The organism is Bacteroides acidifaciens (assembly GCF_024623065.1).
In the GTDB taxonomy this organism is placed as follows: Bacteria; Bacteroidota; Bacteroidia; order Bacteroidales; family Bacteroidaceae; genus Bacteroides; species Bacteroides acidifaciens.
This window is the reverse complement of sequence record NZ_JANJZR010000161.1, coordinates 1-2397: the sequence shown is the minus strand read 5'-3', so window position 1 is coordinate 2397 and position 2397 is coordinate 1. Positions and strand designations below refer to the sequence as shown.

4 protein-coding genes are annotated in these 2397 nt (G+C 50.2%); 1 reads left to right on the top strand and 3 read right to left on the bottom strand.

Features of this window, described 5'->3' with window-relative positions; translation table 11 throughout:
• Positions 1-30 precede the first annotated feature (30 nt).
• The gene (locus NSB03_RS20390; protein WP_005646002.1) at positions 31-363 is read left to right on the top strand and encodes a helix-turn-helix domain-containing protein; all 333 of its coding nucleotides are present in this window, start codon (positions 31-33) and stop codon (positions 361-363) included.
• A 42-nt stretch (positions 364-405) separates the two neighbouring features.
• Here the strand turns inward: NSB03_RS20390 and NSB03_RS20385 are convergent, their stop codons facing one another.
• The 3 genes from NSB03_RS20385 to NSB03_RS20375 all read right to left on the bottom strand — a co-directional run.
• Positions 406-1131 (bottom strand): hypothetical protein, encoded by a 726-nt coding sequence (locus NSB03_RS20385; RefSeq protein WP_135039419.1) that lies wholly within the window; start codon positions 1129-1131, stop codon positions 406-408.
• A 4-nt stretch (positions 1132-1135) separates the two neighbouring features.
• Positions 1136-2059, bottom strand: coding sequence for a relaxase/mobilization nuclease domain-containing protein (locus tag NSB03_RS20380; protein WP_024988868.1), 924 nt, complete (start codon positions 2057-2059; stop codon positions 1136-1138).
• A partial coding sequence (locus tag NSB03_RS20375) for a MobC family plasmid mobilization relaxosome protein (RefSeq protein WP_024988867.1) occupies positions 2025-2397 on the bottom strand: 373 nt, incomplete at its 5' end. The genes NSB03_RS20380 and NSB03_RS20375, both read right to left, overlap by 35 nt.

The window sequence follows — 2397 nt, the reverse complement described above, 5'->3', positions numbered from 1 at the left end:
ATAATGTATAATCAGAAAAATGAAGCAATCATGTATATAGAGAATGACGATTTCAGCGTATGGATGCAGAAGTTGTACGCCAAACTGGAAGAACTCTGCAAGGATGTACGGGTACTGCGCAATGCCGACAGGGTGCTGCCCGAAGATGACAACCTGCTGGATAATCAAGACTTGTGCCTGCTGTTCAAAGTAAGCATCAAGACCCTGCAACGCTACCGGGCTATCGGTGCGCTACCGTACTTCACAATCAGCGGAAAAGTGTACTACAAGGCTTCCGATGTCCGGGAGTTCATCAAGGAGCGGTTCAGCGTCACCACGCTGCGCCAGTTCGAGAAAGAACACTGCACGAAGAAAAAGAAGTGAATTAGAAAGCCGGGGCGGTTCTGCTCCGGCTTCGCTTTAGGTTTATGGTTTGCCCAGCTTGTCGGCTTGCTCCCTTAGCTGCTCGGCTTGTTCGTTCAACAGTCTTGCCCGTTCCAACGCTTCCGCCTGCTTCCTGCTACGGTATTCAAAGCCTTTCACCGAATCGGTCAGGCTTCGGATGAAATCGTTGTCCCGTTCCCTGCTGAACCTCGTTTCCAGCAAATCAAGGCTGCTGCCGTCTGCCTTTCCTTTCATCAGGATATAGCGGTATTTTATATCGTTGTCCTGTAACCGCTGCATTCTTTGTATAAACCGCACATTCAATGCAAGCGACACAAGACAAATGATTATCCCTGCTGAAAGAAGAAAGAACTTGGGCTTCAAATAGGGAGTTACCCGGTATGTCAGTTTGTCGTACCATGAAACGGGCGTTATTTCTCCGGCTGGTGTATCATCAGCCGGGAACAACACCTTTAACCACTCCTTGAAATATCGGTGTGAGGTCACGATAAGCCCCTTTATATCTTCAAGGTCTTGTTTTTGGTTCTCGGACTGCCCTTTTCCGATACTGCCGATTTGGTTTAGAATCTCCTGCACCATGTTTTCAGGAATGCCGGATTTGCCCTGCATATCCGAAATGCGCTGTTCGATAACGTCCAGTCGGTTAATCATTTCCTCCCGGCTGGCTGGCGTTACCTGCTTCTCCTGCCGTTCTTTCAGTTCCGTGACCATAGAGAGAAGCCCCTCCAAAATTAAATTTTTTTCCATGTTCCTATAATTTTAAGTGTCGTTTCTTTTTCTTCTTTTTTCTTTCACCGAGATTGTCGGGCGTATCATCAGCCGGAGAGGATGAAGCGGAGAACAGACCGCCCAAGCCTGCCAGTAACGGACCGTCGGCTTTTCCCGGTGTCTGCGCTGGCTCCTGAACTGGTGCGGAAACCGTCTGTTGATTGTTTCCGGCAGTGTTCAGCCCCACATCCCCGAAGCATTTATCCAGCTTGGAGAAACTGAAACTGCGGTCTATCTCCGAACCCTTGAACGTATATTCGCCTTTGGAAAAGGATATGCCCTGCACTTCGCCAGTCTGTCCCCTGTACTTGAAATGAATCCCGATACCCTTTTCTGCCAGCCGGGTTTGTAACTGTTGCCAGTTCCTTGATTTCCCGATTTCATCCTTTACGGCATTGTAAATCTCGTATTTGGATTTGTCCGGCTCTTTCAAACGGTGCTGCTTTACATGCTCCTTGCCTTTAGCGAAATAAAGCCCGTGTTTGGCTTTCAGCTTCTTGCATACCTGCTCGTTGCGGTACATGTCGTTCCTGTCCGAAATGGTCTTGCCGTTGTTGTCTATGCGGTTGAACACGATATGCACGTGTGGATGTTCCCGGTCTTGGTGGCGCACGATGATGTACTGCGTATCGGTGATTTTCATTTCACGCATGTACTCCTGCGCAAACTGTACCATTTTCCCGTCTGTCAGCTTGGGTGCGTCCACCGGGGAATAGCTTAGCGCAATATGTCCGATAGGATTTTTCAGGTCGGGGTTCATCCCGGCTTGCAGTATGAAACTGCGTATGATGTCCCGGTTGCTTTCGGCTAACACTCCCTCCGCATGAAGCAAGGTTGCCTGTTCCTTGCCGAGTACATAGTTCACGCAGCCTTTAAATCCGCTTCCCTTTCTTATTTTTCCAATCATCCGACAGTTGGTTTATGATTTCGACAATCCTGTTCTTGAGTTTCACCAATTCCACCGCCACCAGTGCGAATCCTCCGGCATTCGCCCGGTGCGCCAGTTGGTTGATGTTGTTGGCTTCGCCCGCCAGCTTGCGGATAGTGTCCGCATCCTGCCTGTTCAGCCGGGGCGTTACCTCTGCCGAAACGACCGCCTGCCGGACGTACTCGCTGACGTGCAGCCCGGCTTCGGTGGCTCGCTTCCTGATTGCGTAGAACTGTAACTCGGTCAGTTTCGTGCTGACTACCCGGTTCTGCTTGTCTATCCGGCTTTTTGCCGGGCGACCTCCCGGTTTGTTCCTT